11 protein-coding genes and 1 pseudogene are annotated in these 15690 nt (G+C 69.8%); 1 reads left to right on the forward strand and 11 read right to left on the reverse strand.

Annotated elements, in window-relative coordinates; genetic code table 11:
* Positions 1-57: 57 nt before the first annotated feature.
* The 11 genes and pseudogenes from FB465_RS31785 to FB465_RS31835 form a co-directional block, all read right to left on the reverse strand.
* Positions 58-1611: an alpha-L-arabinofuranosidase B gene (locus FB465_RS31785; RefSeq protein ID WP_145796142.1), complete on the reverse strand. Its 1554-nt coding sequence runs from the start codon at positions 1609-1611 to the stop codon at positions 58-60.
* Between the two features lie 146 nt (positions 1612-1757).
* Positions 1758-3314 carry an alpha-L-arabinofuranosidase B gene (locus FB465_RS31790; RefSeq protein ID WP_170290731.1) on the reverse strand — a complete coding sequence of 519 codons (1557 nt, stop codon included), beginning with the start codon at positions 3312-3314 and terminating at the stop codon, positions 1758-1760.
* A gap of 341 nt (positions 3315-3655) precedes the next feature.
* A complete protein-coding gene (locus tag FB465_RS31795; protein WP_145796143.1) occupies positions 3656-4363 on the reverse strand; it encodes a FadR/GntR family transcriptional regulator in 708 nt (235 codons plus the stop codon).
* Positions 4354-5367, reverse strand: coding sequence for an aldo/keto reductase (locus tag FB465_RS31800; RefSeq protein ID WP_145797708.1), 1014 nt, complete (start codon positions 5365-5367; stop codon positions 4354-4356). The genes FB465_RS31795 and FB465_RS31800 overlap by 10 nt, the downstream gene beginning before the upstream one ends.
* A 123-nt stretch (positions 5368-5490) precedes the next feature.
* Positions 5491-6253, reverse strand: a pseudogene (locus FB465_RS31805) (SDR family oxidoreductase).
* Positions 6250-7293 (reverse strand): zinc-dependent alcohol dehydrogenase, encoded by a 1044-nt coding sequence (locus FB465_RS31810; protein WP_145796145.1) that lies wholly within the window; start codon positions 7291-7293, stop codon positions 6250-6252. The pseudogene FB465_RS31805 and the gene FB465_RS31810 overlap by 4 nt, the downstream one beginning before the upstream one ends.
* Entirely contained in the window at positions 7290-7727 is a 438-nt protein-coding gene (locus FB465_RS31815) for an RbsD/FucU domain-containing protein (RefSeq protein ID WP_145796147.1), read from the reverse strand. Before FB465_RS31815 ends, FB465_RS31810 begins: the two co-directional genes overlap by 4 nt.
* Before the next feature lie 27 nt (positions 7728-7754).
* Complete coding sequence (locus FB465_RS31820) at positions 7755-9074, reverse strand: L-fuconate dehydratase (RefSeq protein WP_145796149.1); 1320 nt, start codon at positions 9072-9074, stop codon at positions 7755-7757.
* Between the two features lie 92 nt (positions 9075-9166).
* Positions 9167-10207: an ABC transporter permease gene (locus FB465_RS31825; protein WP_145796151.1), complete on the reverse strand. Its 1041-nt coding sequence runs from the start codon at positions 10205-10207 to the stop codon at positions 9167-9169.
* Positions 10200-11765: a sugar ABC transporter ATP-binding protein gene (locus FB465_RS31830; protein ID WP_145796153.1), complete on the reverse strand. Its 1566-nt coding sequence runs from the start codon at positions 11763-11765 to the stop codon at positions 10200-10202. The genes FB465_RS31825 and FB465_RS31830 overlap by 8 nt, the downstream gene beginning before the upstream one ends.
* A gap of 44 nt (positions 11766-11809) precedes the next feature.
* Positions 11810-12871 (reverse strand): sugar ABC transporter substrate-binding protein, encoded by a 1062-nt coding sequence (locus tag FB465_RS31835; RefSeq protein WP_145796156.1) that lies wholly within the window; start codon positions 12869-12871, stop codon positions 11810-11812.
* A 337-nt stretch (positions 12872-13208) separates the two neighbouring features.
* On the opposite strand from FB465_RS31835, the gene FB465_RS31840 reads away from it, so the two are divergent.
* Positions 13209-15440, forward strand: a complete 2232-nt coding sequence (locus FB465_RS31840; RefSeq protein ID WP_145796157.1) for an alpha-L-fucosidase — start codon at positions 13209-13211, stop codon at positions 15438-15440.
* Positions 15441-15690: the final 250 nt, after the last annotated feature.

Below are 15690 nucleotides of genomic sequence, written 5' to 3' on the forward strand. Positions count from 1 at the left end.
CGCCACCGCTGGAGCAGCGGTGGCGCGCCTGGGTGAAGGGAATGGTGGGCCGGTGGCTCAGCCCCAGGGCTGGTCGACCAGCCAGCTGGTGTCGGCGGCCCAACTGGTGGTGCTGTCCCAGCTGTTGGAGCCGCCGTTACTGGCGATGTAGGCCGTGTAGTTGTAGTGGCGGAGGTACTTCGTCGGGAAGTTGACGGACCGGAAGGAGGTGCCGGTCCCGCTGTTGCCCGCGGTGGGGCAGAAGGTGGCGTCCTGGGCGAACGCGCCGCCGCCGTTGTCGGTGTTCAAGTAGAGCTGGTAGTTGTAGTGGCGCAGGAACTGGCCGGGGCTGTTGGCGGACTCGAAGGACACACAGGAGCTGTGGGCCAGGCCGGCCCGGACGATCCAGGTGGCGTCGGCCTTGTCGGTGGCCGAGCTGGAGGAGTTGGTGGCGGAGATGACGACCTTGGTGTCGGCGTCGTCGTGGCGGAGGTAGTGCGAGGTGCAGCAGGGCGCGGTGGTGGCCCGGAGGGAGATGCGGGAGCCGGGGGTCAGCGTGCCGGTGCTGGTCGAGCCGCTGTTGTAGCCGGCGGCGGTGATGTTGGCCTGGACGGCGTTCTCGGTGGCGTCCGTGGGGTAGCCCGAGGTCATGACTCCTTCGTAGAAGGTGCCTTGGGCCCACTTGCTGTTGTCGCCGCCGATGCCGAGGATGATCGCGCCTTCCTTGTGCATCGGGTTGTAACCCGTGGCATTGGGGCGCACGCCGTTGTAGAAGGTGGACAGGCCGCCCGACCGGGTGTCGCCGCCGCGGAGGGCCCACTGGTTCGGGCCGCCCTTGAGCATGGCGGTCAGGAACCGGCTGTTGACGCTGGGGTCGCCCGCGTTGAACCCGCGGTTGACCCCGGAGAACAGGCCGTTCTCCAGGTCGGCCATCACCCAGGGGCCGTTGCCGCTGCCCGAACCCCAGGCCTTGTTGTTGCCGAAGTAGAGGGCCTCCATGTGGCCGTTGCCGGTGTCCAGGCTGTTGGTCTCGGCGTTGCCGTAGTCGAAGCAGCAGCCGTCGTTGAAGTGCGTGCCGTCGAAGATGGCGTACATGCCCTCGGGCTGGTCGCCGGTGGCGATGCCGTTGGTGTTGTTGTTCCGGTAGCCGGTGCCCGGGGCCACGTAGACGCCGTACGCCTTGTGGCCGGCCACGGTGACCGGCGCCTCGAAGGCGTTGGCGAGGTTGTCCGGCCCGCCGGCCGCGCCGCCGGCGGGCGCCTGGGTGAGGTGGTTGCCCTTGCCGGACTGGTCGTAGATGACGGTGATGACGCAGCTGGTGCCGGCACAGAAGTCGTCCTGCGCGGCGGCGTTGGCGTATCCGCCGGCGCTCAGCAGGCCGATGTCCCTCGTCGCGCCGTCGGAGGCGCGCTTGACCTGGTAGAGCGAGCCGTTGTACGTCCCGTACAGGGCCCGGGTGGTGCTGTGCGCGGCGACGCAGGGGGTGGCGCCGGCGGCGTAGATGTCGCAGGGCCCCTGGGTGGCCGCCTGCGAGGTCGCGGCCGTGGCGGTGAGCAGGCCGACGGCGAGTGCGGCGGTCGCGCCCGTTGCGAGGAGAGCTCGCCCGAGCCTACGGATCGACGGTTTGACCATGAAGGACTCCTTCACAGGGTGGGGGTGGGGTGGGCGTCCGCGGACCTCCCGGCGTCCTGCTGTGCGGACGGTGCGGGCTCCGCCGACGCGTCCGAGTGCGGTTCGGCTTCGGCCGAATTCGGCACCGACTCGGCACGGACTGTTCGTCAGCTCCAGGGGGCGGCGGCGAGCCAGCTGGTGTCCTGGGCCCACGACGACGGGTTGTCCCAGGCGTTGGTGCCGCCGTTGCCGGCGATGTAGCCGACGAGGCGGTAGTGGCGGATGTACTTGGCCGGGAAGTTGAAGGACTGCAGGGAGTAGCCCGTGCCGCTGTTTCCCGGCTTCGCACAGAAGGTGGCGTCGGCGGCGAACTGGCCTGTGCCGGCATCGGCCTGGAGGTGGAGCTGGAAGGCGTAGTGCCTGAGGTAGCGGCCGGGCGTGTCGGCGGACTCGAAGGAGACACAGCTGCTGTCGGCCAGGCCGGCGCGGACGATCCAGGTGGCGTTGCCCTTGTCGACGGCGGAACTGCCGGAGGTCACCGGCGCGATCACGACCCTGTCGTCGCCCGTGTCGTGCCGCAGGTAGTCGCCGGTGCAGCAGGAGGTGGTGGCCTGCAGCGACACCTTCGCGCCCGGGACGAAGGGGTTCGTGGTGTCGGTGCTGTAGCCGGCTGCGGCAATGTTGGCCTGGACTGCGGCGTCGGTGGCGTCGGAAGGGTAGCCCTTGACCATCGCGCCCTCGTAGAAGGTGCCGGCGCTCGCGTTGCGGTTGGTCTGGCAGCAGTCGCCGCCGCTGCCGAGGATGACGGCACCCTGCTTGTGCATCGGGCTCCACCCGCCGGGCAGCGTGCCACTGTAGAGCTGGGTCAGGCCACCGGAGCGGGCGTCGGCGCCCTTGAGCGCCATCCGGGCGGTGCCGTCGTTCTTGAGCATCGCGGTGACGAAGCGGCTGGTCTGCGAGACCTGGGCGGTGTTCCACGTCTTGCTGCCGCCGGAGAACAGGCCGTTCTCCAGATCCGCCTGCACCCACGGCCCGGTCCCGCTGCAACCGCCGAACCAGCACTCCGTGCCGAAGTTGATCGCGTCCATGGCGCCGTTGCCGTCGGCCTTGTGGTCGATCTCCGTGTTGCCGTAGTCGAAGCAGCAGCCGCCGTTGACGTGGGTGCCGCTGGTGACCATGTACTCGCCCTCGGGCGAGCTGCCCGTGGGCACGCCCCCGGCGGGGTTGTAGGCGAAGTAGCTGTTGCCGGGGTTGATGTAGAGCGCGTACGCCTTCCGGCCGCCCACGCTCAGCGCCTCCGTGTTCGCAACGGCCGCCGAGTCGGCGCCGCCGGTCCCGCCGGGTCCTTGGTAGACCAAGGTGTTGCCGCCGCCTGTCTGGTCGTAGACCCGGGTGATGGTGCAGGCGGTACCCGCACAGAAGGAGTCCTGCGCCCCGGCGTCGGCGACGCCTCCGGCGGCGAGCATCCCGATGTCCTGCAACCTGCCGTCCGAGGTCCGCTGCACCTGGTACAGCGGCCCGCTGTAGGAGGCGAACAGCGCACGGGTGGTGCTGTGCGCCGCGACGCACGGCGTTCCGCCTGCGGCGTAGATGTCGCACGGGCCCTGGGTGGCGGCCTGGGAGGCGGTGGCCCCGCCGACGAGTAGGCCGGCGACCAGCACGGCTGTCGTCCCCGCAGCCGGCAGCGCCCGCCGGATGCGGCGCAGCCACGATCGCATGGACATGGGTGGAACTCCTTCGCAGGGTGGGGAAGGAAGATCGCGGCCAATAATGTTAACGCTAACAATTTTGGCCTCGGAAGGGTGCGCGCAGGGTTGAAATGGACACCGCCATCGCGCTGCAACGCCCATCAATATGGCCAGAGTTCGAGACGACGTCAAGATGTCGCGCACGACGGAGAGTTGGCTTCGAGATGTTGAGTCACGAAGCACAAGAGAACGCACCTGCCAAGCCCGCATCGCCGAGGTGGCATGACGTGCGATGGGTCAGCCCTACCGCGACCACCTGCGCCGACGGCGGCCGAGAACCCCGAAGCGCTTCGCTCGACTGCTCCGTGCCCGGGCTTTCACGCCCACGGGAGGGCTTCTCCCGAATGCAAGTGCTCGCTCAGCCACAGCGCGGTGTTGCTGACGTGCATCAACGCGGCGGCCTGGCTGAGGGAGGCGTCGCGGATCGACAGCGCTCGGAAGATCGCCTCGTGCTCGGCGATGGTCCGGTCCGAGGCCTGGGCGTCGACCAGACCGCGCCAGGTGCGGGCGCGCAGCGTGCGCCCGGAGATGCCCTCCAGGAGGGTGAGCAGGGTCTCGTTGCCCGTGGCCGCGATGACGGCACGGTGGAACGCGGCGTCGTGGGCGTTGAGCAGTTCCACGTCGTCATGCGCTTCGCGCATGGCCTCCAGGTGCCGCTCTACCTCGGCCAGCTGCTCGTCGGAGATCCGGGTTGCGGCCAGAGACGTGGCGACCGGTTCCAGGAGTCGCCGTACCTCGATGAGATCCTGCACCGCGGCGGAATCGCCCTGCAGCAGCTCCACCGCGCCGCCGAGCCCCTCGAGGAGCAGGCTCGGCTGGAGGCTGGTCACGTAGGTGCCGTCGCCCCGTCGGACCTCCAGGATCCGGGCGACGGCCAACGCCTTCACGGCCTCCCGGGCGAGATTGCGGGAGAGGCCGAGCTGGGCGGCCAGCTCCGGCTCCGGGGGGAGCTTCGAGCCCGGTGGCAGCGCTCCGCTGCGGATCAGCTCCCGGATCTGCGTGATCGCCTTGTCCGTCAGAGACACCGCGCACTCCTTCCGGTCCTGTTCGTGACGGGCACGTCCGACCTGATGAGTTCCCGGGCGCGGAGATCCTCCCAGAGAGCCTCGGGGATGTGCTGACGGTGGAGATCCACGTTCCGTCCGACCTGTTCCGCCGTCCGCATGCCGAGGGTGACGTTGATGATACTGGGATGGCTGTACGGGAACGCGACCGCTGCAGCGGGCAACGTCGTTCCGTGCGCCGCGCAGACCTCGGCGATCGCCAGGGCGCGGGCGACGACGGCCGGGGGAGCTTCCCGGTAGTCGTACGTCATGCCCTGCGCCGGCCGGTCGCGGGAGAGCAGTCCCGAGTTGAACACACCGACGGCCACCACGCTCTTGCCGAGTGCCCGCGCGGCGGGCAGGACGTCGTCGAGGGCGGACTGGTCGAGGAGGGTGTAGCGACCCGCGAGCATCACCACGTCGGCCGGGGTCTCGCGCAGGAAGCGGGCGAGCATGGCCGACTGGTTCATTCCTGCGCCGATCGCGCCGACCACTCCCTGATCACGCAGCTCCGCCAGGGCCGGCATGGCCTCGTCGGCGGCCTGCCTCCAGTGGTCGTCGGGGTCGTGCAGGTAGACGACGTCCAGGCGGTCCAGGCCAGTGCGTTCCAAGGTCGCCTCGATGGAGCGGAGCACTCCGTCACGGCTGAAGTCCCACTGCCTGCGAAGGTCGTCCGGCACCACGAAACCTTCGCTGTCGAGCCCGTGCGGCCGCTCGTTGGGGACGAGCAGGCGGCCGACCTTGGAGGAGACGACGTACGCGTCGCGCGGACGGTCCCGCAGGACGGCTCCCAGACGTCGCTCGGACAGGCCGAGCCCGTAGTGCGGCGCCGTGTCGAAGTACCGGATGCCGGACTCCCAGGCCGCCTCGATCGCGGCCTGTGCGTCGTGAGGAGGGGTGACGCGGTAGAGGTTGCCTATCACGGAGGCCCCGAAGCCCAGTTCGGTGAGCTCGACGGAAGTGTTCATGATCTTCCGGCGGGCCATGGTCCGTTGTGTCAACTGCGTTCCTCCTGGTGTGCGGTTCGGTGCGACGGCCGAGGGACCCGGCGCGGGGCATGCGTCAGCTCGGTGGCGGAGGCGACGCGGCACCGACGGCCGGATCGGTGGTCATCGGCCGAGCCAGCCGCCGTCGACGGGTAGGACGGTGCCGTGGATGTAGGCGGCGGCGTCGGAGGCGAGGAAGACGGTGGCGCCGGCGAGGTCGTCGGCGCGGCCCCAGCGTCCGGCCGGGATCCGTTCCGGGATCGCCTTGCTGCGCGCCGGATCGGCCTGCAGCGCCTGGGTGTTGTCGGTGGCGATGTAGCCGGGCGCGATGGCGTTGACGTTGACGCCGTGCCCGGCCCACTCGTTGGCCAGGGCCTTGGTCAGCCCGGCGACGCCGTGCTTGGCCGCGGTGTAGCCGGGCACCGTGATGCCGCCCTGGAAGCTGAGCAGCGACGCGGTGAAGATGATCTTGCCGTGGCCGCGGGCCAGCATGGCCGCGCCGACCGCGCGGGACAGTGCGAAACTGGGCGCTCAGGTTGACCTGGAGTACCTGGTCCCAGTCGTCGTCGGGGTGTTGGGCGGCGGGTGCGCGGCGGATGGTGCCGGCGTTGTTGACCAGGATGTCCACCGGCCGTTCGCGGCCGGCGAGGTCCGTGCCCAGGGCGCGGACGGCGTGCGGGTCGGCGAAGTCGGTGCGGATCGCCTCGAAGGTGCGGCCCGCGGCGAGCACGTCCTGCTCGACGTCGCTGCCGGTCTCCTCCAGGTTGGCGCTGACGCCGATCACGTCCGCGCCGGCCTCGGCCAGGGCGCGGGCCATGGCCCGGCCGATGCCGCGCCGGGCTCCGGTGACGACGGCGAGCCGGCCGGTCAGGTCGAAGGCGTTCACGCGCTCGCTCCCTCGGTGTCGCTGGTGCAGTCCACGAGGATCTTCATCACGTCGCCGCCGCCCTCCAGGGCCTCGAACGCCGCCTGGGCCTCGGTGAGCGGCACCACCTTGCTGATCAGCCGCTCGGCCGGGATGGTGCCGTCGGCGACCAGCTCCACCGCCCGCTCGAAGTCCGTCCGGTCGTACAGGCGGGCGCCGACCAGGGTGAGTTCGCGCCAGAAGAAGCGGTGCAGGTTGATCTCGCGGGGCCTCGGGTGGATCGCCACCAGGCACAGCCGGCCGCGCACGCCCAGCACCTCGACGGCGGTGTCGACGCCGGCCGCCGCGCCGGAGACCTCGAACGCGACGTCCGCGCCCGCGCCGCCGGTCCACTCCCACGCCGCCTCGACGACGTCCTCGGCCGCCGGGTCCCAGGTGACAAGGCCCGACTCCTCGGCGAGCTTGCGCCGGTGGGCGCTCAGCTCGACCACCCTCACCTCGGCCCCGGCCGCCCGGGCGACCAGCGCGATCAGGATGCCGACCGGTCCGCCGCCCACCACGACGACCCGCTCGCCCGCCCGCACCCCGGCGCGTGCGACGTCGTGCACGGCCACCGCGGTGGGCTCCACCAGCGCGGCCTTGTCCAGCGCCAGCGAGTCCGGCAGGCGGATCAGCGTGTCGGCGGGGACGGTCCAGCGCTGCTGCATCGCGCCCGGCGAGTCGATGCCGATGAAGTTCAGGTTCTGGCAGATGTGCGAGTTGCCGGCCCGGCAGGCCGGGCAGGTGCCGTCCCAGGCCAGCGGCATCACCGTCACCGCGTCCCCGGGCCGCCAACCCTCCACCCCGGCACCGACCTTCACCACCCGCCCGGCCATCTCATGGCCCAGCACCGCCGGCGCGGCCACCCGGGCATCCATGTCGCCGTGGAAGATGTGCAGATCGGTGCCGCAGATCCCCACATACGCGGGAGCCAGCAGCACCTCGCCCGGACCGGGCTCGGACGGCTCCACCGGAGCCGTGTCCAACGTCCGGGCAGCCGTGTAACGGACAGCAAGCGTCATCGTGATTCCAGAGTCTCTTCAGCGCGGACGCCGATGGTCAGCAGCAGGTTGGCGTAGGTGCGGATGTCGGCCGTGACGACGGCGAGGGCCAGGTCGGGTGACCGGGCGGCGTCGTAGAACTCGTAACGGCCGAGCGTCCCGACGGGGACGGGCGCCAGCATCGAGCGGTACTCGGCGATGGCCGGCGGCTCCGGCTCGCCCTCGGGCGGCACCATCACGTGCGCCGCCTCGACGGGCAGAGCCCGCAGCAGGACGTCGAGCACGGTGGTGACATCCAGCAGACCCGGCGCCAGGTTGAGATGGACGGTCCTGGTTCGCGGGCCGGTGGCCGTGCTCGCCGGATAGTGGCCGTCGGCGAGCAGGACCCGGGCTCCGTGCCCGGCGCCCGCCAGGGCTTCGAGGATGCCCGGGTGCAGCAGTTCGGTCAGCAGCACGAGGTGCCTTCCTCGAGGATCCGGGCGTCAGACACGGGCGGTCCAGACCGGGCCGTCGGGGTAGGTGTACTCCTTGAGCGAGGCCGGGTGCATCTGTGCGCTCAGCCCGGGCAGGGTCGGTGCCAGGTAGTGGCCGTCGGCGATGCGGACGGGGTCGACGAAGTGCTCGTGCAGGTGGTCGACGTACTCGATGACCCGGTCCTCGGTGGTGCCGGAGACGGCGACGTAGTCGAACATCGACAGGTGCTGGACCATCTCGCACAGCCCCACACCGCCGGCGTGCGGGCACACGGGGACGCCGAACTTCGCGGCGAGCAGCAGGATCGCGAGGTTCTCGTTGACACCGCCGACCCGTGCGGAGTCGATCTGCACGATGTCCACCGCGCCGGCCTGCAGCAGCTGCTTGAAGACGACCCGGTTTGCGATGTGCTCGCCGGTGGCGACCTTGATGGGGCCGAGCGCCTTGCGGACGGCGGCGTGGCCGAGGATGTCGTCGGGGGAGGTGGGCTCCTCGATCCAGTACGGGTCGTAGGGGGCGAGGGTACGCATCCAGTCGATCGCGGGTGCGACGTCCCACCTCTGGTTGGCGTCGACGGCGATGCGGACGTCCGGGCCGACCGCCTCGCGGGCGACCCGCATGCGCCGTACGTCGTCCTCCAGGTCCGCGCCGACCTTCAGCTTGATCTGGGTGAAGCCGTCGGCGACGGCCTCGCGGGCCAGGCGGGCCAGCTTCTCGTCGGAGTAGCCGAGCCAGCCGGGCGTGGTGGTGTAGGCGGGGTAGCCGCGCTCCAGAAGACGGGCGATGCGTTCCTGGCGGCCCGGTTCGGCACGGCGCAGGATGTCCAGCGCCTCCTCGGGGGTGAGCGCGTCGCTGAGCCAGCGGAAGTCGACCTGGGCGACCAGCTCCTCGGGGGACATCTCGCCGAGGAACTGCCAGACGGGCCGGCCCGCGCGCTTGGCGGCGAGGTCCCAGGCGGCGTTGACGACGGCTCCGGTGGCCATGTGGATGGCACCCTTCTCCGGGCCCAGCCAGCGCAGTTGCGGATCGTGCACGAGCGAGCGGGAGAAGGACCCCAGGTCGCCGCAGACGTCCTCGACGGACCGGCCGACCACGTACGGGGCGAGGGCCGCGATGGCCGCGGCCTGCACGTCGTTGCCGCGTCCGGTGGTGAAGGCGAGCGCGTGGCCCTCCAGTCCGTCGCCGGCGTCGGTGCGCAGCACCACGTAGGCGGCGGAGTAGTCGGGCTCGGGGTTCATGGCGTCCGAGCCGTCGAGGTGTTCGGAGGTGGGGAACCGCACGTCCAGGACGTCCAGGGCGGTGATGCGGGCGGATGCGGGCGAGGACATGCGGCAACTCCTGTGAGGAACACGGGGGGCGATCCCCTCGTGGCGTGACGTGAACGCGGCGGAGGACGGGCGGCGGTCGGCAGCCGCCCGGGTCACTCCTGGACCTTGCCCCCGGTGATGCGGGAGATGGCGAGCGCGATCAGGATGATCAGGCCGTTGAGAGCACCGATCCACTGGGCGGGGACGCCCGCCAGCGTGAGCACGTTCTGGATCATGAAGAGCAGGAGGATGCCGCAGAACGCGCCGAACATGGTCCCCCTGCCGCCGTTCAGGCTGATCCCGCCGATGACGGCGGCGGCGAAGACGGTGAAGATGTAGCCGTTGCCCTGCGCGGAGGCGACCGAGGCCAGGCGCCCGGACAGCATCAGGCCGGCGAGGGCGGCGAGCACGCTGCCCGTCACGATGACGATCCACAGCACCCGGTCGGTACGGATGCCGCCCGCCTTCGCCGCGTCCACGTTGCCACCGATGGCGTACAGCGAGCGGCCGAAGCTGGTCCAGCCGAGCACCATGATGGCGATGGCGAACAGGGCCAGGCAGATCCAGATGGAGGCCGGCATGCCGAACCACTGGGCGGTGCCGAGGTAGAGCATCGAGTCCGGCAGTTGGAAGAAGGTCTGGCCGCCGGAGATGCCGGTGAGGATGCCGCGCAGCACGATCAGCATGCCGAGGGTGACGATGAAGCCGTTGAGGCCGAAGCGGATGATCAGCAGTGAGTTGATCACGCCGACGAGCGCGCCCACGGCCAGGGTGACAGGGATTGCCCAGGCGCCGGAGAGCAGACCGAGTCCGTGTCCGGCGCCGACCGGGACGACCAGCCAGGCCGCGACACCGGGCGCCAGGCCCATCGTGGACTCCAGCGACAGGTCCATCTTCTTGACGATCAGGATCATCGTCTGGGCGAGGACCAGCAGGGCCATCTCGGACATGGTCTGCAGGACGTTGATGAGGTTGTCGGCCTGCAGGAAGACGGGGTTGACGATCTGGCCGACGATCGCGATGACGACGATCGCGGGGACGAGGGCGAGGTCGCGCAGCCGGGCCAGGGGGATCCGGCCGCCGAGCAGCGCGGTGCGCGGGGGCCTGGGTTCACCGGCCCGGGCGGCTGTGTCCGCGAGGACGGTTTCAGGCATTGAGGTCCACTCCTTCCATCGCGGCCACGAGTTCGTGGTCGTGCCAGCCGCGGGCTGTCTCCGAGGTCACCCGGCCCTGGAACATCACCAGGACCCGGTCGCACATGCGCAGGTCGTCGAGTTCGTCGGAGGCGATGAGCACTCCGGTGCCGGACTCCGCGGTCTCCTCGACCTTGCCGAGGAGGAACTCCTTGGAGCGCACGTCCACACCGGCGGTCGGGTTGATCAGCACCAGCAGACGCGGACCGTCCGCCAGAGCGCGGGCCATGACGACCTTCTGCTGGTTGCCGCCCGAGAGCGCGGAGACGGGCAGCTCGGGTCCCGGCGTCTTGATCGCCAGCTTGTCGATCATGTTGTCGGCGAGCCGGTCCCGTCGGTCACGGCTGAGGAAGCCGTTCTTGCCGAGCCGGTGAGGAACGGACAGCGTGGCGTTGTCCGCGATCGACATGTCGGGCACGAAACCCTGATGGTGCCGGTCCTGCGGGACGAACCCGGCGCCCGCGGCGAGCGCGGCGGGCACGCTGCCCGGCCGGGGCCGCCGCCCGGCGATCTCCACCTCGCCCGCCTGGGCCGCCCGCAGCCCCACGACGGTCTCGGCGACCTCGGTGCGACCGCTGCCGGCGGCGCCCGCGAGTCCGACGATCTCCCCGGAGCCCACCTGGAAGGAGACGTCATGGTAAGAGCCGTCACTGCCCAGCGCCTGCACGGACAGCGCAGGCGGTGCGGTGCGGTCGAGGCTGCTCGACCGCACCTGCAGCCGGTCGACCGCAGCCTCACCGGTCATCGCGGCGACCAGCTTGGCGCGGGGGAGCTCCGCGACCGGCGCGGTCACGATGTGCGCCGCGTCGCGGAACACCGTCACCATGTCGCAGATGTCGTAGACCTCCTGGAGATGGTGGCTGATGAACAGGAAGGTCACGCCCTGGCGCTGCAGCTCGCGGATGCGCTCGAAGAGCCGGCTGATGGCCGCACCGTCGAGCTGGGCGGTCGGCTCGTCCAGGATGATGAACCGCGCCCCGAAGGACAGCGCCCGGGCGATCTCCACGAACTGCCGCTGCTCCACGCTCAGTTCGCCGGCCGCTGTCTGCGGGTCGACGTCCACCGACCACGTCGACAGGAGCTCCTGCGCCCGCCGGCGCACACCCTGCCAGCTGATGAGCCGGCTGCGGCCGTGGTCGTGCCGGTTGAGGAAGAGGTTCTCGGCGACGGTCAGGGTGGGGATGATCGTCGACTTCTGGTAGACGCAGGCCACGCGCTGTCGCCAGGCGTCGCGGTCCGCGAGGCGCGGTGCGGGGCCGCCGCCGAAAGTGACTGTTCCCTCGTCGGGGGCCTGCAGGCCGGTGAGGACCGACACCAGGGTCGACTTGCCCGCTCCGTTGCGGCCGACGAGCGCGTGGGTCTCGCCGGGCCTGATGGTGATCCGGGCGCCGTTGAGGGCCACCGTCGGACCGAATCGTTTGACTATGCCCGTCGCCTCGACGACGGGCGGGGCTGCGGGGACCTGCCCGTCGTCCGCCGGGGCGGGCGCGGGGGTGACTGCTCGCTCCCCGTCGCTCATCTCAACCACCTTGTGCTCGTGAGCCGTTGGTTCCGTAGGAAGAATCAGCCGAGGTTGTTGCCCCACAGCGACTTGTCGTCGCTCTTGACGCTGGCCACGCCGCCGTAGGTGCCGCCGTCGGCGGTGACCAGGGGAGCGGAGAGCTGGTCCTCCAGCAGACCCTCGCGGACCTGGATGATCGTGCTGTCGTGGTCGGTCCTGCCGGGCTTGAACGTCTTCCCGTCGATCGCCGCCTTCAGGTAGTCCAGGGCGTACTTGGCGTACAGGTCGGCAGGCTGGGAGACGGTGGCGTCGATCTTGCCCTCGCCGATGGACTTCAGCTCCTCCGGGATGCCGTCGTTGGACACGACGAACACGTGCTTGGGGTCCTTCGGGTCGACCAGCAGACCCTTCTGCTTGAGGACCTGGAGCGTGCCGGACAGGGCGAAGCTGGACTCCATGTAGACGCCCTTGATGTCCGGGTTGGCAGTCAGGTCGGTCTGCAGCTTCTGCGCGGCGACCGCGCCGTCCCAGTTGGTGGCCTCGCCGAACACCTTGATGCCGGGGTAGTTCTTCTTCATGCAGTCGTTGAACGCCTCGGTGCGGTCACGGCCGTTGATGGAGTCCAGGCCGCCCTCCAGCATGACGACCTTGCCCTGGCCGCTCAGCTTCGTGCCGAGGAACTGACAGGCCTTCTCGCCGTAGGCGCGGTTGTCGGCGCGCACGACCATGAACACCTTGCCGGTGTCCGGGCGGGTGTCGACGGTGACGACCGGGATCTTCTTCGCCTCCAACTGCGCCAGCGTCGGCGCGATGGCGGCGGTGTCCTGCGGAGCCATCGCGAGGCCCTTGACGCCCTGGCTGATGAACGTCTGCGCGTTGGCGGTCAGCTTGGCGACGTCGTTCTGCGAGTTGGTGGTCTTCAGGTCCAGCCCCAGCTCCTTGGCGTACTGGGGCGTGTACTTGATGTACGAGTTCCAGAAGTCGGTGTCGGAACGCGGGTAGTCCACGCCGACCAGCGGCGCGCCACCTGACGTCGCGGTGCCGGAGCCGCCGCTGCAGGCGCTGAGCAGTGCCAGGGCGGACATGGCCGAGGTGATGGAGCAGAGTGCGGTCCTGAGTCTCATCGGTACTTCCTCGCGCTGGTCCCTTGAGCGGGAGAGAGCTTGTGCCGGGCGACGGCTGTCGTGCGCCGCCGCATCGGAGAGATGGGATGTATGTATAGGCGGAAGCCGGGGAGTGTGTCCAGCGGTCGATCAAAACAACGGGAAAGTCGGCCTGTTGAGTGCGGTCGGGCGACTTGCCGAGCCAAATCAATCCCATCAATATCCTGCACGACCGTTGACATCAGGGCGTCACATGAACGAGCTTCGTGCGTAACCTCCGGAGCTCCCAGGGCGTGCGCGTCGCACGTCTCCTCGGTCGAGCCCGTCTCCGCTGTCCCCCACCCCAGGGATGTGTCTCATGGCGAGTTCTCTGAATCGACGTCAGTTCCTGTCCGCGGCCGCAGGTGTGGCCGCGGCAGCCATCGCCGGCGGCAGCCTCGCGGCCGGCGTCGCGCACGCGGCACCGAGCACCTACACTCCCGACTGGACCTCGGTCGACCAGCACCCGCCGGCCCCGGAGTGGTTCCAGGACGCCAAGTTCGGGATCTACTTCCACTGGGGGGTCTTCAGCGTTCCCGCGTACGACAACGAGTGGTACCCGCGGAACATGTACAAGTCCGGCAGCAGGGCCAACCAGCACCACATCGCGACCTACGGTCAGCCGTCGGCCTGGCCGTACCACAACTTCATCAACGGAGCGCAGGACCTCGCGGGCAACACCGTGCAGTTCGCGCCGAAGCTGAAGTCGGCCGGCGGGAACTTCGACCCCGACGAGTGGGCGCAGCTGTTCGTCGACGCCGGCGCCAAGTACGCCGGACCGGTCGCCGAGCACCACGACGGCTTCTCCATGTGGGACAGCCAGGTCAACGAGTGGAACTCGGTCGCCAAGGGCCCGAAGCTGAACCTGCTGCAGCTGTTCGCCACGGCGATCCGTGCCAAGAACCTCAAGCTGCTGGTGGCCATGCACCACGCGTTCAACTTCAACGGCTTCTACGAGAGCGCCCCCGCCCAGACGGACCCGAGCCTGAAGAAGCTCTACGGGCAGCTGGGTTCGGCCGCGGAGAACCAGCTCTGGTACGACAAGCTGAAGGAGGTCGTCGACCGCGCCCAGCCGGACATCCTCTGGCAGGACTTCGACCTGAACAAGGTCGACGAGACACAGCGTCTGAACTTCCTGTCGTACTACTACAACCAGGCCAATTCCTGGGGCCGCGAGGTCGTCGCCACCTTCAAGGACGGCCTCGACAACAAGGGCGAGGTCTTCGACTACGAGCGCGGCGGCCCGGCGGACCTCACCAGCCCGTACTGGCTGACCGACGACAGCATCTCCAGTAGCAGCTGGTGCTACACGCAGGGCATCGGCTACTACAGCATCCAGCAGATGCTGCACTCGTTGATCGACCGGGTCAGCAAGAACGGCAACGTCCTGCTGAACATCGCGCCGATGGCCGACGGCACCATCCCCCAGGGGCAGAAGGACGTCCTGCTCGGCATCGGCGACCACCTGAAGCGCTTCGGCGAGTCGATCTACTCGACCCGCGCCTGGACGGTGTACGGCGAGGGCCCGACGAAGATGGGCGGCGGCTCCTTCACCAACCCGACGGCAGGCACGCCGCAGGACATCCGCTTCACCCGCAACAAGGCCGGGAACGTCCTGTACGCCACCGTCCTTGGCTGGCCCGGTAGTTCAGTCACGATCAGGACCCTCAGCTCGGACCGGATCAACCTCTCGTCGCTGACCTCGGTGAAGCTGCTCGGCTCCACCGCCGGAACCACCATCGACCTGGCCGCACCGGTGCAGAGCGCCTCCGGCCTCACGGTCGCGCTGCCCTCCTCCGCGCCGTACAGCGCCAACGCGTACGTCCTGAAGCTCTCCTTCTCGGGCACCATCCCGGACCTGCTGCCGCCGCCCGGCGCCGTCGCCTTCAAGGACGTCAACTACACCGGCGCCTCCGCCGCACTCGCCGTGGGCGAGTACACCGCGGCCGACCTCGCCACGGCCGGCGTGGGCGCGGCCGCCATCTCCTCCATCCGTACCTCCCCCGGCTTCCAGGTCATCGGCTACTCGGCGGACAACTTCACCGGCACCGCCTGGACCTTCACCGCCGACAACCCCGACCTCAGGGCCACCGGCAACAACGACCAGATCACCTCGCTGAAGGTCCAGTTCAACCCGGCGACGTACTTCCGGATCATCAACGTCACCGACGGCCTCGCCCTGGACAGCGGCGGCAACGTCGCCTCCGGGTCCAACCTCAAGCAGTGGACCTGGAACGGCAGCACCAACCTGCAGTGGCAGGCGGTCGACGTGGGCGGCGGCTACTACAAGCTGGTCAACCGCACCAACGGCATGGTCGCCGACGGCTGGGGCGCCACCACGGCCGGCTCCGCGGCCCGGCAGGCCGCGTGGAACGGCAGCACCAACCAGCAGTGGAAGATCACCCTCCGGACCGGCTACGGCTACTCGATCGCCAACCGCGCCACCGGTCTGGTCCTCGACGGCGGCGGCAGCGTGGCGTCGGGCTCCGTGACCAAGCAGTGGGGGTACAACACCAGCTCCAACCTGCTGTGGACCATCACGGCGGTGTAGTCACCGGCCACCACCGGTACGGGGCCGCAGGCGCAACGGCCTGCGGCCCCGGCCGCTCCGACCCCTGTTCGTGCGTGATGTCTTGACGCGGGCCCGGAGTTCGTCAAAAGTGAGGGCCTGACCCGGCCGACCCCATGGCGGTCGCCCCGGTGCCCGAATTGTGAGCGTTAACAGCTGTGTGCGGTCCGGGGACCCGGTAGGGGGTCATCGTCGTCGGTCCCGGGTTCGGAGGGCCGTTCCCCTCCAGCGG

The sequence above is a fragment of the Kitasatospora atroaurantiaca genome (assembly GCF_007828955.1).
Classification (GTDB): domain Bacteria; phylum Actinomycetota; class Actinomycetes; order Streptomycetales; family Streptomycetaceae; genus Kitasatospora; species Kitasatospora atroaurantiaca.